Raw genomic sequence first — 23,404 nt, forward strand, 5'->3', positions numbered from 1 at the left:
CGTGACCGCTGCAGTACCCGCGCCGCCGATCGAGTTGCAGGTGAACGGCCAGCTGCGGGTGCTGCAGGTGCCGCCCGAGGCGCCGCTGCTGCAGGTGCTGCGCAATGACCTGCGGCTCAACGGCCCCAAGTACGGCTGCGGACTCGGCCAGTGCGGCGCCTGCGCGGTGCTGGTCGATGGCCAGGTGGCGCGCTCGTGCTGCATTCCGGCCGGTGGCATGCAGGGCCGCTCGGTCACCACGCTGGAAGGCCTGGGTACGCGCGCAGCGCCCCACTGGGTGCAGCAGGCCTTCATCGACACCCAGGCCGCGCAGTGCGGCTACTGCCTCAACGGCATGGTGATGGCCACGCTGGCGCTGTTGACGCACTGCGCGCAGCCCACCGAGGCGCAGATCCGCGAGGCGCTGGCGCACCACCTGTGCCGCTGCGGCACGCACATCGAGATCCTGTCGGCGGTGCGCCGCGCGGTGGTGCTGCGCGACCAGGCTGCGGCGAAGCCGCCCCACGCCGCATGACGCTGGCCCACCGCTCCCAGCACCTGGACCGCGCCGGCTTCCTGGCCGCCAGCGGCGTGCTGCTGGTGCTGCGCGAAGCGCCACCCGCGCCGCCGCCCAGCCCCGGCCAGCCGCCCGCGGTATCGGCCAACCCGGCCGAGGGCCCGGAGATCCTGCTGGCGCTGTGGGAGGACGGCAGCGCCACCGGCCTGCATGGCCATGTGGACTTGGGCACCGGCCTGCGCACCGCGCTCTCGCAGCTGGTGGCCGAGGAACTGGACCTGCCGCTGGCGGAGGTGACGATGGTGATGGGCCACACCTGCAGCGTGCCCAACCAGGGCGCCACGATCGCCAGCGCCAGCATCCAGGTGCACGGCCTGCCGCTGCGCCAGGCCGCGGCCCAGGCCCGGGCCTGGTTGCGGGAGCAGGGCGCCACGCCGGCCGATCTGCAGGGCCGCCAGGTGCGGCTGCTGCTCGACCCGGCGGCGGCCACGCTCAAGCCGCACGAGCAGCACCGCGTGATCGGCCAGCCGGTGCCCCGGGTGGACATCCCGGCCAAGGCCACGGGCGAGCTGATCTTCGTGCACGACATGCGCCTGCCCGGCATGCTGCACGGCCGCGTGGTGCGCCCGCCCTATGCCGGCGTGGATGCCGGCGACTTCGTCGGCCGCACGCTGCAGTCGGTGGACCGCGATTCCATCGGCCACCTGCCCGGCATCGTCGACCTGGTGGTCATCGGCGACTTCATCGGCATCGTGGCCGAGCGTGAAGACCAGGCCGAAGCCGCGATGCAGGCGCTGCAGGTGCAGTGGAAGCCCTGGCCCGGCCTGCAGGCGCTGCACGACGTGGAAAACGCGGTGCGCAGCAACCCCGCCACCCGCCGGCTGCTGCTGGAGAAGGGCGACGTGCAGACGGCCATCGCCGGCGCCGCCCAACCGATGCCGCGCAGCTACCTCTGGCCCTACCAGCTGCATGCGTCCATCGGGCCTTCGTGCGCGGTGGCCGACTGGCAGGACGGCAAGCTCACCGTGTGGGCCGGCACCCAGAACCCGCACGTGCTGCGCGCCGACCTTGCCAGGCTCACCGGCCTGGCCGATGTGCAGGTGGACGTGGTGCGCATGGAAGCCGCCGGCTGCTATGGCCGCAACGGCGCGGACGACGTGGCGGCCGATGCGGCCCTGCTCTCGCGTGCGGTGGGCCAGCCGGTGCGGGTGCAGCTCACGCGCGAGCAGGAGCATGCCTGGGAGCCCAAGGGCGCCGCGCAGCTCATGCAGATCGACGGCGGGCTGCAGGCCGACGGCTCGCCCGCGGCCTACGACTTCCAGACCAGCTACCCCAGCAACGGCGCGCCCACGCTGGCGCTGCTGCTTACCGGCACCGTGCCCGCCACGGCCACCGCCTACGAGATGGGCGACCGCACCGCGGTGCCGCCCTACGACTACGCGAACCTGCGCGTGGCCGCCAACGACATGGCGCCGATCCTGCGCGCCTCGTGGCTGCGCGGCGTCTCGGCGCTGCCCAACAGCTTCGCGCATGAGTCGTACATCGACGAACTGGCCACCGCGGCCGGCGTCGACCCGGTGGATTACCGGCTGCGCTGGCTGAAGGACGAGCGCGCGGCCGAGCTCGTGCGTGCCACCGCCGCCAAGGCCGGCTGGCGGCCGCACACCGCACCGCAGGGCCAGCCGGCGGTGGGCGACGTGCTCCGGGGCCAGGGCTTCGCGTATGCGCGCTACGTGCACAGCAAGTTCCCCGGCTTCGGCGCCGCCTGGGCCGCCTGGGTGGCCGACGTGGAAGTCAACCGCGTGACCGGCGAGGTGCATGTCAGGCGCGTGGTGGTGGGCCACGACGCGGGCCTGATGGTCAACCCCGCCGGCGTGCAGCACCAGGTGCACGGCAACGTGCTGCAGACCACCAGCCGTGCGCTGAAGGAGCAGGTGCGCACCGAGCCTTCGGGCCCGAACATCGGCGCGGTGGCCACGCGCGAATGGGGCAGTTACCCGATCCTCAGCTTCCGCGAGGTGCCGGTGGTGGAGGTGATGCTGATGCCGCGGCCCGGCGAGGCGCCGCTGGGCTCGGGCGAATCGGCTTCGGTGCCGGGCACGGCGGCCATCGCCAACGCGATCTTCGACGCCACCGGCGTGCGATTCCGCAACCCGCCGTTCACACCCGAGGTGGTGCGCGCGGCCCTGAATCCGCTGCCCGGGCCGCAGGAGGACGCTGGTGCGGCTGCCGCGCTGCCGCCCGCCGCCGAAGCGCCCGCCCTGCCCCGCCCCGCGCTGCCGCCCGATGCACCGCTGCCGCGCCGCCGCCGCGGCCTGTGGGCCACCGCGGGTGCGCTGCTGGCGGGGCTGGTGGGCCTGGGCGCGGCCGCCTTCGGCTGGCGCCCGGCCATCGCGCCGGTGGCGGCCGGCAGCAGCGCACTTGTCTATACAAGCCAGACGATCGAGCGCGGCCGGCTGCTGGCCGCCGCCGGCGACTGCGTCGTGTGCCACACCGCGCCCGGCGGCACGCCCAATGCCGGCGGGCGCGCGATGCAGACGCCCTTCGGCACCGTCTACAGCACCAACCTCACGCCCGATGCGGCCACCGGCATCGGCCAATGGTCGTTCAGCGCCTTCCAGCGTGCGATGCGCGAAGGCATCTCGCGCGATGGCCGCCACCTGTACCCGGCCTTCCCGTACACGTCGTTCACCAAGATGACCGACGACGACCTGACCGCGCTGTATGCCTACCTGATGGCGCAGCCGGCCGTGGCGCACCAGCCGCCGGCCACCAGGCTGGCCTTCCCCTTCAGCCTGCGGCCGCTGATGGCGCTGTGGAACGCGCTGTACCTGGTGCCGGGCCCGGCACAGCCCGAGCCCGCCCGCAGCGCCGAATGGAACCGCGGCGCCTACCTGGTCAACGGCGCCGGCCACTGCGGCGCCTGCCACACGCCGCGCAATGCCTTCGGGGCCGAGCGCATCGGCGCCGCCACGCTGTCAGGTGCCATGGTCGATGGCTGGGAAGCGCCGGCGCTCACCGCCCTGTCCACCGCGCCGCTGCCCTGGACCGAAGGCGACCTCTACGGCTACCTGCGCCGCGGCTACAGCCCCCGCCACGGCGTGGCCGGCGGCCCGATGGCGCCGGTGGTGCAGCAACTGCAGGCGCTGCCGGATGCCGACATCCGCGCGATGGCGGTGTACCTGGCCTCGTTCAACAAGGCGCAAGCCACGCCGCCCGCGGCCGCAGCCGCACTGGCGGTGCCGCTGCCCGACGCCCGCGCCCGCCTGTTTGAAGGCGCCTGCGGTGCCTGCCACCACGACACGCCGGTGCCCGGCCAGTTCGGCCTGGACCTGCCGCTGGCGCTGAACAGCAACCTGCACAGCGCCCGACCCGACAACCTGCTGCGCACCATCCTCGACGGCCTGCAGCACCCGCCCACGCGCGACGTGGGCTACATGCCCGCCTTTCGCCACGCGCTGGACGACCGGCAGATCGCCGACATCGCCGCCTACCTGCGCCAGCGCCACGCGCCCGACAAGCCGGCCTGGCCAGACCTGGCCTCCGACGTGGCCCGACTGCGCCAGCAGCCGGCGCACTGACACCGCATGCGCCGGCCGGCGCACCACCGCGGCACGGCACCGCTCTTGCATCGACGCCTTCAGCCGATGTAGTGCCCGCCACATTTTGGTTCGGTGCCTGCTACATCGACATGCACGGCGCAGCCGGCATCGGCAGCTGCGGCCATTGGTGTCACACGGTCCTTGAGGAGTTCGAAGTGATCGATCGTTCCAAGCACAACGCCCGCCGCCCCGCAACCAGCCTGGCCGCCACGGCCACCGTCGCCGCCAGCGCCCTGCTCGTCGCCGCTTGTGGCGGCGACGGCGGCAGCAACGACGAAGGGCCGACAGCCGCCACCTTCGCCGAGGCCTGCGCCGCGCTGGCTGGAGGCAGCGTCGGCAGCGGCGCGGTCGAGTCCGCGGTGTTCACGCCCGCCAGCACCGGCGCCATCACCGCCGCCTCGGTGCCCGACCACTGCCTGGTGCGCGGCGCGATGAACCGCCGCACCGGCATCGACGGTAAGCCCTATGCGCTGCAGTTCGAAGTGCGCCTGCCGATGCTGTGGAACTCGCGGCTGTACTACCAGGGCGGCAGCGGCGTGGACGGCACGCTGTTCACCGCCACCGGCAGCTACCCGGCCGGCGGCAACACCCGCAATGCACTGCTCGACGGCTATGCGGTGGTCACCACCGATTCGGGCCACATCGCCGAGACGGGCGTGGCCAACGGCGCCTTCCTGTTCGGTGCCGATCCGCAGGCGCGCGACGAGTACGGCGATGCGCAGCTGCCGCTGGTCACGGCCGCCGCCAAGACGGTGATCCAGCGCTTCTACGGCGCGGCGCCGGCGCGCTCGTACTTCGTCGGCTGCTCCAACGGCGGCCGGCAGGCGATGGTGGCGGCGCAGCGCCACCCCGATCTGTTCGACGGCATCGTGGCCGCGTCGCCCGGCTTCCGGCTCACGCAGGCGTCGATCCAGGGATCGATCTACCAGGCGCAGATCACCGCCGCCGTGGCGCCGCTGGGTGCCCATGGCCGGCCCGACATCACGCAGGGCCTGAGCAACGACGAGAAGGCCACCGTGCGCCAGCGCATCCTCGATGCCTGCGATGCGCAGGACGGCGTGGTGGACGGCATGGTCAGCAGGCTGAGCGCCTGCCGGCCCGACCCCGCCACCTGGGCCTGTGCCGCGGGCGAAACCGCCAACTGCCTGCCTGCCGCCAAGGCCGCCTACGTGGCGAAGATGTTCGCCGGCGCCTACACGCGCAGCGGCGAGCAGATCTACGCGCCCTGGCCGTTCGAGCCCGGCATGGCCGCGCAGTTCGGCAATCCGTTCTACACGATCTTCGCGGGCGAGGCCTCGCACATCTACACCACGCCGCCCACGCTCACGGCCGACCTGCTGGGCTACGGCCTGCAGGCCGACATGGACGCGGAGTACGCCAAGCTCTCGACGGTGGCCGCGCCCTTCACCCGCTCGGGCAATGCCTTCACCAATGCCGAATCGCCGGACATGGACCGCTTCAAAGCCCGCGGCGGCAAGATCCTGATGTTCAACGGCTCGGCCGACCTGGCCTTCTCCAACCACGACCTGGCGCGCTACTACACGCAGGTGCAGGCCCGCTACGGCGAGGCCGATGCGGCCGGCTTCGCGCGCGTGTTCCTGGTGCCCGGCATGGGCCACTGCAGCGGCGGCGCCTACGGCACCGACCAGTTCGATGCCTTCGGTGCCATGGTGCGCTGGGTGGAGAACGGCAGCGCGCCCGACGTGATGGTGTCCACCGCCCGCGCCGCGGCCGGCGTGGCCTGGCCGGGCCGCACCCGCCCGCTGTGCGCCTACCCCAAGGAGGCGGTCTACAACGGCAGCGGCAGCATCGAGGACGCCGCCAACTTCACCTGCCGCTAGCGGCACCCGGGGGCCGTCGCACGCCTGACATACACGCTGCCCACACTGCGACGCTCAACGCCTGCGCAGCCAGGCGCCAAGCACATCGCCAGGAGCAGTACATGGGACGTCCCCACACCAAGCCGCCGGCCCGCAAGGGTCCCAACCGCCGCGACTTCTTCAAGCAGTCCGGCGGCAGCACCGCCGCCCTGGCCGCCGCCACGCTGCTGCCGATGGGCAGCGCCCTGGCCGCCGATGCGGTGCCCGCGTTCCAGCACGGCGTGGCCAGCGGTGATCCGCTGTCCGACCGCGTGATCCTGTGGACCCGCGTGACGCCCAACGGCCCGCGCGGTGCGGTGCCGGTGCAGTGGGTGGTGGCCCGTGATCCCGGCCTTACGCAGGTGGTGCTGCGCGGCACCGCCAAGACCAACCCCGACCGCGACTACACCGTGAAGGTGGACGCCATCGGCCTGCAGCCGGGCACCACCTACTACTACCGCTTCAAGGCCGAGGGCACCGACTCGCCCATCGGCCGCACGCGCACGCTGCCGGTGGGTGCGGTGGACCGCCTGCGCATGGCCGTGGTGAGCTGCAGCAACCACGCCTACGGCTACTTCAACGCCTACCGCCAGATCGCAGCCCGCGCCGACCTGGACCTGGTGCTGCACCTGGGCGACTACCTGTACGAATACGGCACCAACCAGTACGGCACCGCCCGCCCCACCGAGCCGGCTACCGAGATCACCAGCCTGGCCGACTACCGCATGCGCCATGCGCAGTACAAGCGCGATGCCGACCTGCAGGCGCTGCACCGCCAGCATCCGATGATCGCCATCTGGGACGACCACGAGATCACCAACGACGCCTGGAAGGACGGCGCCCAGAACCACACCGAAGGCGCCGAGGGCGTGTGGAACGAGCGCGTGAACCGCGCACTGAAGGCCTACTTCGAGTGGATGCCCACGCGCGCGGTGGACACCACCGACCTGCGCAAGAACTGGCGCAGCTTCCGCTTCGGCAACCTGGCCGACGTGGTGATGCTGGAAGAGCGCCTGGCCGGCCGGGCGCAGCAGCTGCCTGCCGGCGGCCAGTTCACGCAGACCGGTGCCTTCACCGATGCCAGCCGCAGCCTGCTGGGCAGCGAGCAGGAAGCCTGGGTGGCCGACACGCTGCGCCGCTCCACCACGCAGTGGCGCTTCCTGGGCCAGGGCGTGATGTTCGCGCAGCTCAAGGGCGTGGGTGCAGCCAACGCGGCCGGCGGCGGCGCCTTCCTCAATGCCGACCAGTGGGACGGCTACCAGCCCGCCCGCAACCGCATCTACGACATCCTGAAGGGCAATGCCGCCACGCCGGGCGTGGGCAACGTGGTGGTGCTCACCGGCGACATCCACAGCTCCTGGGCGGCCGACCTGACGCAGGACCCGAACAACCCGGACCTGGCCAGCGGCGGCTACAACCCGGCCACCGGCGAAGGCTCGCGCGCGGTGGAGTTCGTCGGCACCTCGGTCACCTCGCCGGGCGTCAACGATCCGCAGGGCAGCACGGCCGCCTTCCTGCGCAGCCAGAACCCGCACTTCAAGTACATCGACCTCATGCGCCGCGGCTACATGCTGATCGACGCCACGCCGCAGCGCGTGGTGGGCGAATGGTGGTACGTGGACACGGTGGCCAGCATCAGCAACGTGCAGGTCTTCGGCACCGCCTTCGAGGTGCAGGCCGGCACCAACCACCTGGTGCCTTCGGCCCAGACCACGCCGCGCGCCAACCCGCCGCTGCTGGCCCCGTGAACACCTCTCTTGCAGGACACCCCATGACCACCGCCCTTCCTTTCGCCCTGCGCGCCGCCGTCGGCGTGCTGCTGGCCGCCGCCGGCCTGACCGCGCATGCCGCCGACTTCACCCTCAGCGGCAACATCACGAACCACAACGACGTGGTGCGCATCACCTTCGACGTGGCCGCCGGCGGCAGCGATGTCACGCTGTTCACCGACTCGTGGCAGGGCGGCCTCAACTTCGACCCGGCCGTCGTGCTGTGGTCGAAGACCGGCAACGACTGGACCCGGGTGACTGAGAACGACGATGCCGACCCCGCCATCGGCAACAGCGGCTACTTCGACGCCGGCCTGGCGCTGCCGCAGCCGGCCGCAGGCCGCTACATGCTCACGCTGGTGGCCAGCTCGAACGACGCCAACGGCGAGCTGCTGTCGCAGGGCTTCACCTACGACGCCGAGGCGCCCATCGCCATCGGCCAGTGGAACCAGCCCACCTACGACCCGAACGCCAACGACCAGAAGGGCAGCTTCTGGCGCGTCCAGTTCAGCGGCGTGCAGAACGTCAGCGCGGTGCCCGAGCCCTCCACCTGGCTGTTGATGGCACTCGGCGCAGCGGCGCTGGTGCCGGCGGCGCGTCGCCGCCGCTGAGCCACCGCGCTTAACATCGGTCGCCTTCCGTACAGGAGGGCTTCCGATGCCAACGTTCGTTTCCGCTGGCCTGATCGGCGCCGTCGTGCTGTGGGGCTTGCTGTACCCGGCATCCCTGGGCACCACCTTCGAGCAAGCGCTCGCCTTCATCACACGCAACTTCGGCTCGTTCTACCTGTGGGTGGTGCTGGCGCTGGTGGTGATGTGCGCCCTGCTGGCCTTCAGCCGCTACGGCTCGCTGAAGCTGGGGGCGGAGGACGACGAACCCGAGTTCTCGCTGGGCTCCTGGTTCTCGATGCTGTTCGCCGCGGGCATGGGCATCGGCCTGGTGTTCTGGGGCGTGGCCGAGCCCATCTCGCACTACGGCGCGCCGCCGCCGGGCATCCCCGCCAACACGCCCGAGGCGGCCAACGCGGCCATGCGCTACAGCTTCTTCCACTGGGGGCTGCACCCGTGGGCGGTGTACAGCGTCGTGGCGCTGGCCATCGCCTTCTTCCAGTTCCGCCGGCAGCAGCCGGCGCTGGTGAGTGCGGTGACTTCGTCGCTGCCCTACCCGCTGGTGAAGAAGCTGGCACCGCTGTTCGACAGCCTGGCCGTCATCGCCACTGCATTCGGCGTGGCGGCGTCGCTGGGCATCGGCGCGCTGCAGATCAACAGCGGGCTGGCCAAGGTGTTCGGGCTGCCGGTGTCCACCACCGCGCAGGTCGCCATCATCGTGGTCACCACGGCCATCTTCATCACGTCGGCCGTCAGCGGCGTGGCGCGGGGGCTCAAGTGGCTGTCCAACGCCAACCTGATGGTGGCGGCGCTGCTGGCGCTGGCCGTCTTCGTGCTGGGGCCCACGGTGGCCATCATCGACACGCTGACCAACACGCTGGGCGGCTACCTGAGCGAGTTCGTGCGCATGAGCCTGCGCATGACGCCCTTTCGCGACAGCAGCTGGGTGGCCGGCTGGACCATCTTCTATTGGGCCTGGTGGGTGTCGTGGGCGCCGTTCGTGGGCCTGTTCATCGCGCGCGTGTCCCGCGGGCGCACCATCCGCGAGTTCGTGATGGGCACGGTGCTGGCCCCCACGCTGGCCGCCATGCTGTGGTTCAGCATCTTCGGCGGCACCGCGCTCAACCTGGAGGTGATGCACGGCGCGCCCATCGCCGCGGCCGTCAAGGCCGATGTGTCCACCGCGCTGTTCGCGATGTTCGAACTGCTGCCGCTGGGCGGCGTGATGTCGCTGGTGGCCACGGTGCTGGTGGCGGTCTTCTTCGTCACCTCGGGCGATTCGGCCACGCTGGTGCTGGGCATGATGAGCCACCGCGGCGACCCGAACCCCTCCGCCCGCAGCAAGATCCTGTGGGGCCTGCTGATTGCCGGCATCGCAGTCAGCCTGCTGCTCAGCGGCGGGCTGAAGGCGGTGCAGACGGCCACCATCGTCTTCGCGCTGCCGTTCACCATCGTCATCCTGCTGATGGCGCTGGCGCTGTGGCGCGGCGTGCGCCTCGACTGGCACGAGGAAGACCGCCGTGAACGGGCACTGCGGCGCCGCCTGCGGGAGCTGGCCGCCGACCGCTGAGGGCCCGGCGGCTTGCGACGACAATGGGCCACGCGCGGCCGGGTGAGCCGCCGGAGAGACCCGAGTGCAACCGATCATCCACAGCCTGCTGGACAACGACCTCTACAAGTTCACCATGTGGCAGGCGATGCTGCATCGCCATCCGCAGACCCAGGCCGAGTACCGCTTCGTCTGCCGCCACGAGCCGGGGTATCCGCTGTCCGAGCTGGAGCAGGAGATCGGCGAGCAGCTGGACCACCTGTGCAGCCTGCGCTTCCGCCCCGACGAGCTGAAGTACCTGCGCGGCCTGCGCTACATCAAGACCGACTTCGTCGACTTCCTGCGCATCTTCCAGTTCCAGCGGGAGTTCATCCACGTGCGCATCTCTGGCGACACGCTGGAGATCATCGCCAACGGCCCGCAAGTGCACGTGATGGCCTTCGAGATCTACGTGCTGGCGATGGTCAACGAGCTGTACTTCCGCCGCTTCGATGCCGACAAGGCCCTGGCCTGCGGCCGCCAGCGGCTGCAGGACAAGCTGGAGCTGCTGGACCGCTTCGACCACGAGGCGCCGCGCACCCATCCGTTCGAGTTCTTCGACTTCGGCGTGCGCCGGCGCTACAGCGGCGCCTGGCAGCGCGAGGTGGTGGGCACGCTCAAGCGCGAGGCCTCGCGCTACTTCAAGGGCACCTCAAACGTGCTGCTGGCACGCGACCTCGACCTCATCCCCATCGGCACGATGGCGCACGAGTACCTGCAGACCTACCAGGCCCTGGGCGTGCGGCTGCGCGACTTCCAGAAGGCCGCGCTCGAGAGCTGGGTGCAGGAATACCGCGGCGACCTGGGCGTGGCGCTGACCGACGTGGTGGGCATGGACGCCTTCCTGGCCGACTTCGACCTGTACTTCGCCAAGCTGTTCGACGGCCTGCGCCACGATTCCGGCGACCCCATCGTGTGGGGCGAGAAGGCGCTGGCGCACTACGAGAAGCTGCGCATCAACGCGCACACCAAGCGGCTGACCTTCTCCGACGGGCTGGACATCCCGCGCGCGCTGGCGCTGTACCGCCACTTCGCCGACCGCACGCAGCTGGGCTTCGGCATCGGCACCAACCTCACCAACGACGTGGGCCTGAAGACGCTGCACATCGTCATGAAGCTCACCCACTGCAATGGCCAGCCGGTGGCCAAGCTGTCCGACAGCCCCGGCAAGACCATCTGCGACGACCACACCTTCCTGGCCTACCTGCGCCAGGTGTTCAACGTGCCGGTGGCCACGCCCTGAGCCGCCTTTTCTCCTCCAGACCGCCCAAGATGTCCGACGACCTGAAGACCCGATTCGAGCAAGCCGTTGCCGAAAGCAAGCAGTTGCCCGAGAAGCCCGACAACATGACGCTGCTGCGCATCTATGCGCTGTTCAAGCAGGCCAGCAGCGGCGACGTGCAGGGCGACCGCCCCGGCCTGTCCGACTTCGTCAACCGCGCCAAGTACGACGCCTGGCAATCGCTGTCCGGCACCTCGCCGGAGCAGGCGATGGGCGACTACATCGAGCTGATCGAGTCGCTGAAGTAGGCGGCGCGGCTCGGCCCCGTCACCTCATGCGGTGCTGGCCTTGGCCAGCAGCGCATCGATCTTGCGGGCGATCTCGGTCTCCACCGTGGCGCCCATCGCCTTGAACAGGAAGCCCAGCTCGGCCTGCAGGTCGAGCTTGTCGGCCCGCACCGCCAGCGTGCCCTGAATGCCGCTGCGCTCGAAGCGCACGGTGTCGCCCTCGTCCCCTTCCTCGGTGCTGAACTGCAGGCCGTACTTCTCCGTGGCCTGCGCCATCCATTGCTGCGCCAGCCGGCGCGCCTTGGGCAGGCCCAGTGCATGCGGGCGTTGGATGTGGATGTCGGGCTGACGGGCCATTCGGCTCTCCTTGGGGTCGGTCGTCGGTGCGGAAGAAGGTCAGGGCTCGGCCTGCAGCGCGGCACGGCGCTCGGCCATCGGAAGCGCGGCCAGGCGACGCACCTCGTCGTAGAAGCGCGGGAAGCTGCGGCCCTGCCGCTCATACAGGCGCAGGAACTGCGGCACGAGGTCGTTGTAGGCGCCCTGCACCGCCAGCGACGGATTGCCGGCGCGTGCAAACCAGGCGTCGTAGCCGGTGAACCCACCCCAGCGCTCGCGCTTGATCACCTCGTAGTCGGCCCGCAGGCGGGCCAGGCGTTCGGCCTTGGCCGCGCGCTTGTCGGCATCGGAGGCGGTGCTGGCATACAGCGCCTGCAGGTCTGCGCGCGCGGCCTGCGTCAGCGCACGGAAGTCGGTCCGGCGCTGGCCTTGGGCGGCATAGGCCTCGCGGGCGCCGGGGGCGGCATGCTCGTTCAGCCAGCGCTCGCTGCCGATGCGTTCCACCGCGGTGGCGAAGCTCTCGTTGAAGGCGGTGTCGTCGTCGGCATAGGCCACCTGGTGCGCCAGTTCATGGAACACCATGCGCGCCAGCTCGCCCTCGGGCCAGCCGATGAAGGTATTGAGCAGCGGGTCGCCGCCCAGCCACTCGCTCCAGCCCAGCGTGGAATAGGCGGGCACGCCGTACACCGTGGCCTCCCAGCCTTCGGCCTGCAGCTGCGCTGCCAGCGCATCGGCGGCGGCGCGGTCGTAGTAGCCCCGGTAGCCGATGCAGCCCACCACCGGGAAGCACCAGGTCTTCAGCTTGAGCGACAGCTCGGGCGTGGCCACCACGTTCCACACCGCCGCCGTGCGGCCCAGGTCGGTGTAGCTGCGGTAGCTGCGGTTGTCGGGCAGGTGCAGCTCGGCCACCGCGAAGTCGCGGATGCGCTGCGACAGCGCCAGCTGGCGGCGCAAGGCCTCGGGCGTGCTGCCATCGGCCAGCAGCTCCGGCACCGGCCGCGCACGTGCCAGCAGGTCCAGGTGGCCGCGTGCGGCCTGCGCGTAATAACCGGCCGTGCTGCAGCCGCCCAGGCCGAGGGCCGCCACGCACAGCGCAGCCACGCCGGCCCCGCCCCAGAACGCCATGCGCAGCCCGCGCCTCACGCCACCGCGGGTGCCACCGAGGTGGCCGGCGCATCGGCCGCCACCTGCACCAGGCAGTCGTAGAAGCTGGGCGCGCGGCCCAGGTCGGTGAGCTGCTGGTGGGTCAGCTCGTTGACGTTGGTGCCGTCCACGCCGAACTTGCGCCACCAGATGCCCAGGCCGTTGACCACGCCGGGCCGCGCCCGGGTGCTCACCTCGGCCTTGCAGCGGTAGCTGCCGCGGTCGTTGAACACCCGCACCAGCATGCCGGTGGCAATGCCGCGCGGTGCGGCATCGTCGGGGTGGATCTCGACCAGCGGCTCGCCCTCGATGCTGCGCAGGCTCTTCACGTTGACGAAGGTGGAATTGAGGAAATGCCGCGCTGGCGGCGAGATCATGGCCAGCGGGTATTGCGCGGCCAGGGCCGGCGTGCTCTCCGCGCATTCATGGTTGGGCAGGTGGTCGGCGCCGCGCGCATCGGCCTTGCCGCTGGGCGTGAGGAAGCCGCCTTCGGCGAACGGCGCGTCGGGCAGCGGCAGCTTCTGCCAGCCGTGGGCCTGCAGCGCCTCGTAGGCGATGCCGGGCTTCAGGGCCTGGCGGGCCAGGGCCTCGTCGGTATCGAAGAAGCAGGCGTCGTCGTAGCCCATGCGCGCGGCCAGCTCGCGGAAGATCTGCGTGTTGGGCTTGGCCTCGCCGCGCGGGCTGAGTGCCGGCTGGTTCAGCAGCACGTAGGTGTGGCCGTAGCTGGTGTGCAGGTCCAGGTGTTCCAGCTGCGTGGTGGCGGGCAGCACGTAGTCGGCATGGTCGGCGGTGTCGGTCATGAAGTGCTCGAGCACCACGGTGAACAGGTCTTCCCGCGCAAAGCCCTGCACCACCTTGCGCGACTCCGGCGCCACCGCCACCGGGTTGCTGTTGTAGACCACCACCGCCTCGATCTTCGGCCCGAAGGCTTCGCTGCCCTCGCGCAGCAGGTCGTCGCCAATGGTGCTCATGTTGATGGTGCGCGGCCGCCGGCCGGCCAGCAGGTCGGGCCGCTGCAGCGCCGCATGGTCGATCGCGCGCAGGAACCAGCTGGAGGCGCTGAGCAGCATGCCGCCCGACGGATGCCGCCAGGCGCCGGTCAGGCAGGGCAGCAGCGCCACCAGCCGCACCGCATTGCCGCCGCCGCGCACGCGCTGCATGCCGTAGTTCAGGCGGATGGCCGCGGGCTGCGTGGTGCCGTAATCGCGCGCCAGCTCGCGGATGTCGTCGGCCGGCACGCCGCACACCTGGGCCGCGCGCTCGGGCGGCCATTGCAGCGCACGCTCGCGCAGCTCGGGCCAGCCCTCGACATGGCGCTCGATGTAGTCGGCGTCCAGCCAGCCGCGGGTGATCAGCTCGTGCATCAGCGACAGCGCCAGCGCGCCGTCGGTGCCCGGCTTCAGCGCCAGGTGGCGATGGCACTTGTCGGCGGTTTCGCTGCGGCGCGGGTCGATGCACCACAGCTTGGCGCCGGCCCGCTTGGCCTGCTGGGCGAAGGTCCAGAAATGCAGGTTCGAAGCGATCGAATTGCTGCCCCAGATGACGATGAGCTTGCTGCCCGCGAACTGCTCCAGGTGCATGCCCAGCTTGCCGCCATAGGTGGCCTGCAGCCCGGCTGCGCCGGCACTGGCGCAAATGGTGCGGTCCAGCAGCGAGGCGCCCAGCTTGTGGAAGAAGCGTGCCGCCATTGCTTCACCCTGCAGCAGGCCCATGGTGCCGGCATAGCTGTAGGGCAGCACCGCCTGCGGGTTGCGTGCCGCGATGGCCTGCAGCCGCCGCGCGATGTCTCCCAGCGCCTCGTCCCAGCTCACGCGCTCGAACTGGCCGCTGCCCTTGGGGCCGCTGCGCTTCATCGGGTACAGCACGCGCTCCGGGTGTTCCACCCGCTCGGCATAGCGGGACACCTTGGTGCACAGCGCGCCGTGGGTGGGCGGGTGGTCCGGGTCGCCCTGGATGCGGATCACGCGGTCCTCGGCGACGGTCACCCGCATGGCGCAGGTGTCGGGGCAGTCGTGCGGGCAGGCAGCGCGCACGACCCGTTCAGCGATGGCGGTCGAGCTCATCGGGTCACTATGGCACAGCCGGCCACCGGGTGATGCCTGCGGCGTAAACTGGCCCGCTCCCTGCTTGGAAGCCTTTCATCATGCGGTTGATCGAATCCATCCTGGCAGACGCTGCCAGCATCGCCACGCTGCGGCGCGACATCCACGCCCATCCCGAGCTGTGTTTCGAAGAGGTGCGCACCTCCGACCTCATCGCCAAGGCGCTCACCGACTGGGGCATCGAGGTGCACCGCGGCCTGGGCACCACGGGCGTGGTCGGCATCGTGCGCAACGGCAGCTCGAAGCGCGCCGTGGGCATCCGGGCGGACATCGACGCCCTGCCCATCACCGAGCACAACCACTTCCCGCATGCCAGCAAGCACCCCGGGAAGATGCATGCCTGCGGCCACGACGGCCACACCGCCATGCTGCTGGCCGCGGCCAAGCACCTGAGCAAGCACCGCCACTTCGACGGCACGGTGTACCTGGTGTTCCAGCCGGCCGAAGAAGGCGGCGGCGGTGCGCGCGAGATGATCAAGGACGGCCTGTTCGACCTGTTCCCGATGGAAGCCATGTTCGGCGCCCACAACTGGCCGGGCCTGAAGGTGGGGCAGTTCGCGGTGAGCAGCGGGCCCATCTACGCGTCGAGCAACGAGTTCAAGATCACCGTGCACGGCAAGGGCGCGCACGGCGCCATGCCGCACCTGGGCACCGACCCCGTGCCGGCGGCCTGCCAGATGGTGCAGGCCTTCCAGACCATCATCAGCCGCAACAAGCGGCCGATCGACACCGGCGTGATCTCGGTGACCATGATCCACACCGGCGAGGCCACCAACGTGATCCCCGAGCACTGCGTGATGGAGGGCACCGTGCGCACCTTCACCACCGAGGTGCTGGACATGATCGAGCGCCGCATGAAGGAAGTGGCCGAGCACACGGCCGCGGCCTTCGAATGCACCGTCGACTTCGAGTTCGTGCGCAACTATCCGCCCACCATCAACCACGACGCCGAGACCGAGTTCGCCAAGGGCGTGCTGGCCGAGGTGGTGGGTGCCGACAACGTCGTGCCCTTCGAGCCCACGATGGGCGCCGAGGACTTCAGCTTCTTCCTGCAGAAGGTGCCGGGCTGCTACCTGATGGTGGGCAACGGCGAAGGCGCGCACCGCGAAGGCGGCCATGGCCTGGGCCCCTGCATGCTGCACAACCCCAGCTACGACTTCAACGACGACCTGATCCCGCTGGGCGCCACCGCCTGGGTGCGGATGGCCGAGCGCTGGCTGGCGCCGCGCTGAAAACAAGCTTCCTCCACTGCCTGAGTACCCGGCACCCATGACGTCCACCGCCCCCGAGATCGACGGCTTCTTCGCCACCACCTATGCCGAGGCGCGGCAGAAGTTCCTGGCCTCGGCGGAAGCCGCGGGGCTCGACGTGCAGAGCCATCCGCATCCGCTGGTGGGCCGCGACGGCGAGGCGCTGGCGATGGACGTGGCCCGCGCGGGCCCGGCCGATGCGGCGTCGCTGCTGATCGTCAGCAGCGCCTGCCACGGCATCGAAGGCTATTGCGGCTCGGGCGTGCAGAACGCGCTGCTGGCCGACACCGCCTTCCAGCGCCAGGCTGCCGAGGCCGGCGTGGCCGTGCTGTACATCCATGCGCTGAACCCCTGGGGCTTCTCGTGGAACCGGCGCACCACGCACGAGAACGTCGACCTCAACCGCAACTGGCACGACTTCAGCAAGCCGCTGCCCGACAACCCCGGCTACGACGAGCTGGCGCACTGGATCGTGCCCGACACCTGGCCGCCTTCGGCCGAGGCGCAGGCGGCGCTCACGGCCTATGCCGCGCGGCATGGCGAGCGTGCCCTGCAGGCCGCCATCTCCGGCGGCCAGTACACGCAGCCGCAGGGCATCTTCTACGGTGGCCGCAACCCCACCTGGAGCCAGCAGACGCTGCGCCACGTGCTGCAGGAGCAGGCCACGCGCTGCACGCGGCTGGGCTGGATCGACCTGCACACCGGCCTGGGCCCTTCGGGCCACGGCGAGCGCATCTTCGCCTGCCGCAACGACGCCGCCGCGCTGGCCCGCGCCCGCGCCTGGTGGGGCGACAGCGTCACCTCCATCTACGACGGCAGCAGCAGCTCCGCGCCGCTGGTCGGCCTGATGTGGAGCGCCGCCGACACCGAATGCGCGCAGGCCGAGTACACCGGCATCGCGCTGGAATACGGCACCGTGCCCCTGGGCGAGATGCTGGAAGCCCTGCGCGGCGCCCAATGGCTGGAGAACCGGCCCGAACTGGGCGACACGCCGCTGCGTCGCGAGATCGAGCAGCGCATGCGCGCGGCCTTCTATACCGAGACGCCGGAATGGAAGCAGCGCATCGTCGAGCAAGGCGTGGAGGCGGCTCGGCAGGCGGTGCAGGGGCTGTCCCCCGGCAAGTGATAGAAATGGCGCTCCGCCACCGACGACGCGCAGCGCCATGGACCTCTCCACCTTCATCAACGACGCCTGGGACGCCCACGGCGACGACGCCGACACCATCGCCCAGCAGCTGGCCGAGAAGCTGCCCGAAGTGCAGTCACCTGCCGAGGTGCCGGCCTTCGCCTCGCTGCTGGCGCATGTGTACGGCGAGCACCTGGGCCGCTGGCACGACGCGCTGGTGCTGCTGGGCCGGTTGCGCGGCGTGGCCGCGGAAGATGCGGTGGCGCTGGCCGCCGTGCAGCGGGCCGAACGCACGCTGCGCTGCGCCAGCGGCGACGGCGAAGCGCTGGACGACCTGATGGCCGGCGAACGCGCCGCGGTGCTCGCGGGCGCCGCCGCCATGCAGGTGGGCCGCGGCGACGCGGAAGCGGCCGCCAGCTCGCTGGATGCCGCGCTGGCCGTGGCCGCCGAAGGGCTGCCCGACGGCTCGCCCGCGCTGCGTGCGCTGGCCGTGGCCGGCAACAACATTGCCGCCGACCTGCAGGACCGCCCGCAACGCAGCGCAGCCGAGACCGCGCTGATGCTGCGCGCCGCCGAGACCGGCCTGGCCTACTGGACACGCGCCGGCGGCTGGCTGCAGGTGGAACGCGCCGAGCACCGCCTGAGCTGCTGCCGGCTGGCGGCCGGCGAGGCCGAGGCCGCTCTCGAAAGCGCCCGGCGCTGCCTGGCCGTCTGCACCGCCAACGACGCGCCAGCCTTCGAGCGCTTCTTCGCCCACGCGGTACAGGCCTTCGCACATCGCGCGCTGGGTGACGAAGCCTGCTTCGCGCAGGCGCGTGATGCCGCGCTGGCCTGCCATGCGCAGCTGGCGGTCGACGAACGGCCCTGGTGCGAGAAGGAACTGGCCGAGCTGCAGGCGGCCGCGCCGGCCTGACCGGCCTGGCTCAGGCCGCCGTCAGGCCTCTTCCTCCGCCACCACCTGCAGCGCCAGCGGTGCCGACTGGTGCAGCTCGGTCTGCACCGACAGCCTCAGCGGACGGCCCGGCTCCACCGTCTTGCGGAAGCGCACGTCCAGCGAATCACGCCCGCCTTCATGGGTGGGCACGCGGCGCGCCCATTGCTGCGCGCCGTCGACCAGCACCTTCATGCCGTGCCAGGCCTGGCCGCCGTCGCGGGCCTGCACCTGCAGGCTGCAGCTGATCTCGAAGGTGCGGGTGCGGGCGGCGTCGGGCGGGATGTCGAGCTTGAGGAGCCCGCGACCGCGGGTTTCGGCCACCCAGCGTTCGGGCGTGGTACGGCTTGATGGCGGCAGCATGCGGTGTCAGTGGGGTTTGCGGCGGTCGGTCTTGTCGTCGGCGGGCGGGCGGAAGGCGTCGGGCTTGTAGACGTTGCCCTCCCAGCGGCCGCGGCGCGCGGCGCGGCGTATCGCCTCCTCGGCCACGCGGGCGGCTTCCTTCGCGTCGGCGCCACGCACCGGCGGCGTCGGCCGGGTGCCGGCGCGGCCGCGCCGAAGCCGCTGCCAGGCAGCCTGCGCCGCCGCGTCGATGCGGTAGCGCAGGCGCGCACCGATCACCATGCGCAGCAGCAGCGCAATGCACACGGCCAGTACCGCACCGGCCAGCACCTGGGTCACGAGTTCCATGTCGCCCGCATGGTAGCGCCGCGCCCGGCTGCATGCCGGCGCGGGGGTCGTCAGTCCCGCGTGGGCGCCAGCCAACGCTCCAGCGTGCTGCCCAGCAGCTGCACGTTCACCGGCTTGGCCAGGTAGTCGTTCATGCCGGCGTCCAGGCAGCGCTCGCGGTCGGCGGGCGTGGCATGCGCGGTCAACGCGATGATGGGCGTGCGCTGGGCACGCGAACCCGCCTCGCCGGCGCGGATGCGCTGGGTGAGCTCGTAGCCGTCCATGCCGGGCATCTGGCAGTCCATCACCACCACGGCGAAATCGCGGGCGTCCAGCGCGCTCATGGCGCCGGTGGCATCGGAGGCCACGTCCACCTCGAAGCCCAGGTGTTCCAGGAAGCTGCGGGCCACCACCTGGTTGATCTCGTGGTCTTCCACCAGCAGCACGCGGCCGCGGCCGGCCGGCGGGGCGGCCTGCGGCGCCAGGCCGCCCGCTGCCCCGCCGCCGCCGCGGTGGGTGGCGTCCAGCGCACGGGCCAGGCCGGCATCGTCCACCGGACGCTGCAGCCGCGTGCCCGGGAAGGCGCCGAAGCTGGTGCCGCCGGCGGCAGCTTCGCTGCGCAGAATCATCAGCCGTTCCCACGGCACGGGCTGCGGATCGTCCAGCCCGTTGGGCGGCCAGCCGCCGGGCGGCTCGTCGTACAGCACCACATGCGGGGCTTGCGCGGCCAGGGTCTCCGGCTCGAAGGCCAGCTCCCGCCACGTCAGGGTGGACACCACCTCGTGCCCCAGGTGGCGCAGCCGGGCCTGCCAGGCCTGCTGGCTGGCCAGCGCGTCGCTGACCACACCCACGCGGCGCGCCGATGCGGCGTCCCGCAGCGGCCCGGGCGCGGTGGGTGCTTCCAGCGGCTGCAGCGGCAGATGCACGCGGAACAGCGCGCCGTGGCCTTCCTCGCTGTGCAGCACCACCTGGCCGCCCATGGCCTGCACCAACAGGTGCACCACCGCCAGCCCCAGGCCGATGCCGCCCTGGCGGCGCGCCAGGCTGGCGTCCGCCTGCACGAAGGGCGTGAACACGCTGGCATGCAGCGCCGGTGCGATGCCGATGCCCGTGTCGCTCACCTCGATCAGCACACCGCCTTCGGGCGCCGGCCGCGCGGCCAGCAGCACCTGGCCCACCGGCGTGAACTCCAGGGCGTTCTCCAGCAGGTGGCTGACCACCTGCCGCACCCGGGAAGGATCGGCCTGCACCCAGGCGGGCAGCGCGGGGTCGAGCAGGCATTCCAGCAGCAGGCGCTTGGCCTGTGCGCGGGGCCATACCTCGGCCACGGCGGCGTCGAGCAGGCCGCGCAGGGCCACCGGCTCGGCACGCAGCTGCGGCGGCTCGGCCTCCAGGCGGGTGAAGTCGAGCAGGCGGTCCACCAGGGTGAGCAGGCTGCCGGCCGAGCGCTGCATCATCTCCACGTAGCCGCGCTGGGTGGCGTCCAGCTGGGTGGCCGCCAACAGGTCGGCCATGCCGGTGATGCCGCTCATCGGCGTGCGGATCTCGTGGCCCAGGTGGGACAGGAATTCGGACTTGGCGCGACCTGCCGCCTCGCTCGCGGCCAGTGCGGCACGCAACGCGACTGCTTCCGGCTCCGCGGGCTGCACCGCCACGCGCGGTGCCGCCGGATGGTCGGGCGCAGCGGCGTCCGGCGTGGTGGAGGCGGCTGGCGGCCGGGCCCGGAAATGCCGCCACCACTGGTGCCAAGCGGGACGGTTCGAGGGCGCGGAGGGCGGCTGCTTCATGCTGACTGCGATGGTTGACCAAGCATAGCGCCCGCACCGGCCGGTTCCGGCCGCGGGCGGCCCCTCGGGTCGGCGTGCTTCAAGTCACGCGCGGCTTCACCCACACCCAGGCCACCACGCCGATCAGCATCATGCCCATCGACGTGAGCGCCAGGCCGATGGCCGAATGCATCACCAGCGGCGCGATGACGCCCGCCACCAGGCCGTTGGCCAGGCTGCCCACGCAGGCCTGCAGCGATGACGCCATGCCGCGCCGGTCGGGCGCCTGGTCCAGCACCAGCAGCGTGACCACCGGCACCATCAGCGCCCACCCGAAGGCGAAGATGCCGATGGGCAGCAGCGCCCAGGCCGGGTGCGGCGGCAGCAGCAGGTTCAGCACCACGTTGACCACCGACACCGCCAGCATGATGACGAAGCCGTTGCGGATCTGGTGCTTGGGCTTGATGCGCCCGGCCAGCCGGCCCGACAGCCAGGCGCCGGCCATGATCCCGCCGATGCTGATGCAGAAGAACCAGAAGAACTGCGTGGGCTGCAGGTGCAGCAGCTCGCCCAGGAACACCGGCGCCGACAGCACGTACAGGAACATGCCGTTGAACGGGATGCCGCTGGCCAGCGCCAGCGCCATGAAGCGCGGGCTGGCGCCCAGCTGCAGGTAGCCGGCCATCAGGTGGCGCGGATGGAAGCTCTGTCGCTGCGAAGGGTCCAGCGTCTCGGGCAGCAGCCGCCAGTTGATCAGCCACAGCGCCGCGCCCACCAGCACCAGGAACCAGAAGATGGCATGCCAGCCCAGGTGCACGAACAGGAGGCCGCCCACCATCGGCGCCACCGCAGGCGCCACGCCGAAGTAGATCGTCACCTGCGACATCACCCGCTGCGCCTCGGCCGGCGGGAACATGTCGCGGATGATGGCGCGCGACACCACCACGCCCGCCCCGCAGGAGATGCCCTGCAGCGCGCGGAACACCACCAGCCAGCCCACGCTCTGCGACAGCGCGCAGCCCAGCGACGCCAGCGTGAACAGCCCCATGCCCCACAGCACCACCGGCCGGCGGCCGAAGCTGTCGGCCAGCGCGCCGTGGAACAGGTTCATCAGCGCAAAGCCGAACAGGAAGGCCGACAGCGTCTGCTGCATGGCCGCCGGCGTGGCGCCCAGCGAGGCCTGGATGCCGGAGAACGCCGGCAGGTAGGTGTCGATCGAGAACGGACCGACGGTGCCCAGGCAGGCCAGCAGCACGGCCAGGGTCCAGCGGGGGCCGCGCCACAAGGTGGATGCGTGGGGATTCAAACAGCAGCTTCCGAAGTAAAAGTGTGAAGCAAGCCGATAGGCCGGATTCTGTGCGCGGCGTCGCCCTTGCAGGCGCCGCCGCGTGACCGCCATTCCTCTGGGCCGTGGGTCGCCCACACGGCTCGGTGCCACCTACCCGCACACTCCTCGGGCCGAATCAACGTGTGCCTATTTGGTGTTGCTGCGCGCAGAGATTGCCCGTTTCACCCGCCACGGCGCAAACCGCGGCGACTCGTCTCTGTTGCTCTGATCCTCACCTCGCGGTGGAGAGCCGTTAACTCCTGCGCTGCCCTGTGCAGTCCGGACCTTCCTCCAGTGCCGTGTTTCCACGATCGCACCAGCGGCGGTCTGGCTTGCTTCACCGTGCGATTATCGCGGCTACCGCGATCCCGTGATTTTTCCCGCAGAAGGAGACCGTCCATGCGCGCTGACAACGTCCTCGCCACCATCGGCAACACGCCGCACATCCGCATCAACCGCCTGTACGGCGCGGGCGCCAACGTGTGGATCAAGTCGGAGCGGGCCAACCCCGGCGGCTCCATCAAGGACCGCATCGCGTTGTCGATGGTGGAGGACGCCGAGGCGCGCGGCCTGCTGAAGGCCGGCGGCACCATCGTCGAGCCCACCTCGGGCAACACCGGCGTGGGCCTGGCGATGGTGGCGGCCGTCAAGGGCTACACCCTGGTGCTGGTGATGCCCGACAGCATGAGCGTGGAGCGCCGCCGGCTGATGCTGGCCTACGGCGCGCGCTTCGTGCTGACGCCGCGGGCCGAGGGCATGAAGGGCGCCATCGCCAAGGCGCAGGCCATCGTGGCCGAGACGCCCGGCGCCTGGATGCCGCAGCAGTTCGAGAACACCGCCAACATCGACGTGCATGTGCGCACCACCGCGCAGGAGATCCTGGCCGACTTTCCCGACGGCCTGGACGCGCTGATCACCGGCGTGGGCACCGGCGGCCACATCACCGGCTGCGCCCAGGTGCTGAAGGCGCAATGGCCGCAGCTGAAGGTGTTCGCGGTGGAGCCCACCGCCTCGCCGGTGATCAGCGGCGGCCAGCCGTCGCCGCACCCGATCCAGGGCATCGGCGCCGGCTTCGTGCCGAAGAACCTGCACACCGCGCTGCTGGACGGCGTGGTCCAGGTGGACGCCGAGGCCGCCCGCGAGATGGCCCGCCGCAGCGCCCGCGAGGAAGGCCTGCTGGTGGGCATCTCCAGCGGCGCCACGCTGCAGGCCATCGCGCAGAAGCTGCCCGAGCTGGGCGCCGGTGCCCGCGTGCTGGGCTTCAACTACGACACCGGCGAGCGCTACCTGTCGGTCGAAGGCTTCCTGCCCGCCGAGTGAAGC

General features: G+C 71.2%; 19 protein-coding genes and 1 other RNA gene. 12 read left to right on the forward strand and 8 right to left on the reverse strand.

The genetic code is table 11. From position 1 onward, the window contains the following. Position 1: 1 nt before the first annotated feature. From VO99_RS10105 to VO99_RS10140, 8 genes are all read left to right on the forward strand, one after another. Positions 2 to 514 carry a (2Fe-2S)-binding protein gene (locus VO99_RS10105; RefSeq protein ID WP_046112733.1) on the forward strand — a complete coding sequence of 171 codons (513 nt, stop codon included), beginning with the start codon at positions 2 to 4 and terminating at the stop codon, positions 512 to 514. Beyond that, complete coding sequence (locus tag VO99_RS10110) at positions 511 to 4,077, forward strand: molybdopterin cofactor-binding domain-containing protein (protein WP_046112734.1); 3,567 nt, start codon at positions 511 to 513, stop codon at positions 4,075 to 4,077. Before VO99_RS10105 ends, VO99_RS10110 begins: the two co-directional genes overlap by 4 nt. Positions 4,078 to 4,253: 176 nt before the next feature. After that, on the forward strand, positions 4,254 to 5,939 hold the full coding sequence (locus VO99_RS10115; RefSeq protein ID WP_198156910.1) for a tannase/feruloyl esterase family alpha/beta hydrolase: 1,686 nt from the start codon (positions 4,254 to 4,256) through the stop codon (positions 5,937 to 5,939). A gap of 101 nt (positions 5,940 to 6,040) precedes the next feature. Beyond that, entirely contained in the window at positions 6,041 to 7,705 is a 1,665-nt protein-coding gene (locus VO99_RS10120; protein ID WP_046112735.1) for an alkaline phosphatase D family protein, read from the forward strand. 23 nt (positions 7,706 to 7,728) lie between these two features. Further along, complete coding sequence (locus VO99_RS10125; protein ID WP_052736237.1) at positions 7,729 to 8,337, forward strand: DVUA0089 family protein; 609 nt, start codon at positions 7,729 to 7,731, stop codon at positions 8,335 to 8,337. Between the two features lie 46 nt (positions 8,338 to 8,383). Further along, positions 8,384 to 9,904 carry a BCCT family transporter gene (locus tag VO99_RS10130; protein WP_046112736.1) on the forward strand — a complete coding sequence of 507 codons (1,521 nt, stop codon included), beginning with the start codon at positions 8,384 to 8,386 and terminating at the stop codon, positions 9,902 to 9,904. Between the two features lie 64 nt (positions 9,905 to 9,968). Then, positions 9,969 to 11,165 carry a nicotinate phosphoribosyltransferase gene (pncB, locus tag VO99_RS10135; protein WP_046112737.1) on the forward strand — a complete coding sequence of 399 codons (1,197 nt, stop codon included), beginning with the start codon at positions 9,969 to 9,971 and terminating at the stop codon, positions 11,163 to 11,165. Between the two features lie 29 nt (positions 11,166 to 11,194). After that, positions 11,195 to 11,452, forward strand: coding sequence for an acyl-CoA-binding protein (locus VO99_RS10140; RefSeq protein ID WP_046112738.1), 258 nt, complete (start codon positions 11,195 to 11,197; stop codon positions 11,450 to 11,452). Between the two features lie 24 nt (positions 11,453 to 11,476). Here the strand turns inward: VO99_RS10140 and VO99_RS10145 are convergent, their stop codons facing one another. The 3 genes from VO99_RS10145 to VO99_RS10155 are packed head-to-tail and all read right to left on the reverse strand — an operon-like array spanning position 11,477 to position 14,973. Continuing rightward, on the reverse strand, positions 11,477 to 11,788 hold the full coding sequence (locus tag VO99_RS10145) for a polyhydroxyalkanoic acid system family protein (protein ID WP_046112739.1): 312 nt from the start codon (positions 11,786 to 11,788) through the stop codon (positions 11,477 to 11,479). A 39-nt stretch (positions 11,789 to 11,827) separates the two neighbouring features. Continuing rightward, a complete protein-coding gene (locus VO99_RS10150; RefSeq protein ID WP_046112740.1) occupies positions 11,828 to 12,892 on the reverse strand; it encodes an aminopeptidase in 1,065 nt (354 codons plus the stop codon). Positions 12,893 to 12,906: 14 nt separating this feature from the next. Then, positions 12,907 to 14,973, reverse strand: coding sequence for a molybdopterin-containing oxidoreductase family protein (locus VO99_RS10155; protein WP_046112741.1), 2,067 nt, complete (start codon positions 14,971 to 14,973; stop codon positions 12,907 to 12,909). Positions 14,974 to 15,053: 80 nt separating this feature from the next. Here VO99_RS10155 and VO99_RS10160 point away from each other — a divergent pair, with 80 nt between their 5' ends. Genes VO99_RS10160 through VO99_RS28745 form a run of 3 tightly spaced genes read left to right on the forward strand, consistent with a single transcriptional unit; the run spans position 15,054 to position 18,301 of the window. Beyond that, positions 15,054 to 16,244, forward strand: coding sequence for a M20 aminoacylase family protein (locus tag VO99_RS10160; protein ID WP_046112742.1), 1,191 nt, complete (start codon positions 15,054 to 15,056; stop codon positions 16,242 to 16,244). Positions 16,245 to 16,281: 37 nt separating this feature from the next. Next, complete coding sequence (locus VO99_RS10165; RefSeq protein WP_046112743.1) at positions 16,282 to 17,388, forward strand: M14 family metallopeptidase; 1,107 nt, start codon at positions 16,282 to 16,284, stop codon at positions 17,386 to 17,388. Positions 17,389 to 17,425: 37 nt separating this feature from the next. Continuing rightward, positions 17,426 to 18,301, forward strand: a complete 876-nt coding sequence (locus VO99_RS28745) for a hypothetical protein (RefSeq protein ID WP_052736238.1) — start codon at positions 17,426 to 17,428, stop codon at positions 18,299 to 18,301. 21 nt (positions 18,302 to 18,322) lie between these two features. Here VO99_RS28745 and VO99_RS10175 read toward each other — a convergent pair whose 3' ends face one another. From VO99_RS10175 to rnpB, 5 genes are all read right to left on the reverse strand, one after another. Next, the gene (locus VO99_RS10175; protein ID WP_157039515.1) at positions 18,323 to 18,682 is read right to left on the reverse strand and encodes a hypothetical protein; all 360 of its coding nucleotides are present in this window, start codon (positions 18,680 to 18,682) and stop codon (positions 18,323 to 18,325) included. 6 nt (positions 18,683 to 18,688) lie between these two features. Beyond that, the gene (locus tag VO99_RS10180; protein ID WP_046112745.1) at positions 18,689 to 19,009 is read right to left on the reverse strand and encodes a hypothetical protein; all 321 of its coding nucleotides are present in this window, start codon (positions 19,007 to 19,009) and stop codon (positions 18,689 to 18,691) included. Between the two features lie 50 nt (positions 19,010 to 19,059). Further along, a complete protein-coding gene (locus tag VO99_RS10185) occupies positions 19,060 to 20,775 on the reverse strand; it encodes a response regulator (protein ID WP_083440498.1) in 1,716 nt (571 codons plus the stop codon). 79 nt (positions 20,776 to 20,854) lie between these two features. Then, positions 20,855 to 22,060, reverse strand: a complete 1,206-nt coding sequence (locus tag VO99_RS10190; RefSeq protein WP_046112746.1) for a multidrug effflux MFS transporter — start codon at positions 22,058 to 22,060, stop codon at positions 20,855 to 20,857. A 21-nt stretch (positions 22,061 to 22,081) separates the two neighbouring features. After that, positions 22,082 to 22,420: RNase P RNA component class A (rnpB, locus tag VO99_RS28770), an RNA gene on the reverse strand. Positions 22,421 to 22,480: 60 nt separating this feature from the next. Between rnpB and cysK the strand changes: the two genes are divergently transcribed. Further along, complete coding sequence (gene cysK / locus VO99_RS10195) at positions 22,481 to 23,401, forward strand: cysteine synthase A (RefSeq protein ID WP_046112747.1); 921 nt, start codon at positions 22,481 to 22,483, stop codon at positions 23,399 to 23,401. The last annotated feature ends 3 nt before the right edge of the window (positions 23,402 to 23,404 follow it).

The organism is Aquincola tertiaricarbonis (assembly GCF_000969605.1).
GTDB lineage: Bacteria > Pseudomonadota > Gammaproteobacteria > Burkholderiales > Burkholderiaceae_C > Aquincola > Aquincola tertiaricarbonis.

Excerpts from the sequence above, each read along its gene's own strand:
- VO99_RS10110 (WP_046112734.1), top strand. The coding sequence starts at position 511 with ATGACGCTGGCCCACCGCTCCCAGCACCTGGACCGCGCCGGCTTCCTG.
- VO99_RS10120 (WP_046112735.1), top strand. The coding sequence starts at position 6,041 with ATGGGACGTCCCCACACCAAGCCGCCGGCCCGCAAGGGTCCCAACCGC.
- VO99_RS10125 (WP_052736237.1), top strand. The coding sequence starts at position 7,729 with ATGACCACCGCCCTTCCTTTCGCCCTGCGCGCCGCCGTCGGCGTGCTG.
- VO99_RS10130 (WP_046112736.1), top strand. The coding sequence starts at position 8,384 with ATGCCAACGTTCGTTTCCGCTGGCCTGATCGGCGCCGTCGTGCTGTGG.
- VO99_RS10140 (WP_046112738.1), top strand. The coding sequence starts at position 11,195 with ATGTCCGACGACCTGAAGACCCGATTCGAGCAAGCCGTTGCCGAAAGC.
- VO99_RS10145 (WP_046112739.1), bottom strand. The coding sequence starts at position 11,788 with ATGGCCCGTCAGCCCGACATCCACATCCAACGCCCGCATGCACTGGGC.
- VO99_RS10150 (WP_046112740.1), bottom strand. The coding sequence starts at position 12,892 with ATGGCGTTCTGGGGCGGGGCCGGCGTGGCTGCGCTGTGCGTGGCGGCC.
- VO99_RS10155 (WP_046112741.1), bottom strand. The coding sequence starts at position 14,973 with ATGAGCTCGACCGCCATCGCTGAACGGGTCGTGCGCGCTGCCTGCCCG.
- VO99_RS10160 (WP_046112742.1), top strand. The coding sequence starts at position 15,054 with ATGCGGTTGATCGAATCCATCCTGGCAGACGCTGCCAGCATCGCCACG.
- VO99_RS10165 (WP_046112743.1), top strand. The coding sequence starts at position 16,282 with ATGACGTCCACCGCCCCCGAGATCGACGGCTTCTTCGCCACCACCTAT.
- VO99_RS28745 (WP_052736238.1), top strand. The coding sequence starts at position 17,426 with ATGGACCTCTCCACCTTCATCAACGACGCCTGGGACGCCCACGGCGAC.
- VO99_RS10175 (WP_157039515.1), bottom strand. The coding sequence starts at position 18,682 with ATGCTGCCGCCATCAAGCCGTACCACGCCCGAACGCTGGGTGGCCGAA.
- VO99_RS10180 (WP_046112745.1), bottom strand. The coding sequence starts at position 19,009 with ATGGAACTCGTGACCCAGGTGCTGGCCGGTGCGGTACTGGCCGTGTGC.
- VO99_RS10185 (WP_083440498.1), bottom strand. The coding sequence starts at position 20,775 with ATGAAGCAGCCGCCCTCCGCGCCCTCGAACCGTCCCGCTTGGCACCAG.
- cysK (WP_046112747.1), top strand. The coding sequence starts at position 22,481 with ATGCGCGCTGACAACGTCCTCGCCACCATCGGCAACACGCCGCACATC.